1 protein-coding gene is annotated in these 509 nt (G+C 38.1%); it reads right to left on the bottom strand.

All coding sequences use genetic code 11. The features are described 5' to 3' along the window. Positions 1–325 precede the first annotated feature (325 nt). Positions 326–509 (bottom strand): tyrosine-type recombinase/integrase (locus EMN46_RS18930; protein ID WP_154202574.1); only part of this gene is annotated, 184 nt, incomplete at its 5' end.

The raw sequence follows: 509 nt of genomic DNA, 5'->3' as shown, positions 1-509 counted from the left end.
CACTGGATTGCGAGGCTTTGTGCTTCTCTGGAGTGCGACAGGTTTGATGACAAAAAATTAGCGCAAGAAGACAAAAATCACCTTGCGCTAATGCTCTGTTACAGGTCACTAATACCATCTAAGTAGTTGATTCATAGTGACTGCATATGTTGTGTTTTACAGTATTATGTAGTCTGTTTTTTATGCAAAATCTAATTTAATATATTGATATTTATATCATTTTACGTTTCTCGTTCAGCTTTTTTATACTAAGTTGGCATTATAAAAAAGCATTGCTTATCAATTTGTTGCAACGAACAGGTCACTATCAGTCAAAATAAAATCATTATTTGATTTCAATTTTGTCCCACTCCCTGCCTCTGTCATCACGATACTGTGATGCCATGGTGTCCGACTTATGCCCGAGAAGATGTTGAGCAAACTTATCGCTTATCTGCTTCTCATAGAGTCTTGCAGACAAACTGCGCAACTCGTGAAAGGTAGGCGGATCCCCTTCGAAGGAAAGACCT

Source organism: Ancylomarina sp. 16SWW S1-10-2, assembly GCF_009669305.1.
GTDB lineage: Bacteria > Bacteroidota > Bacteroidia > Bacteroidales > Marinifilaceae > Ancylomarina.
This window is presented reverse-complemented; position numbering and strand designations above follow the sequence as displayed.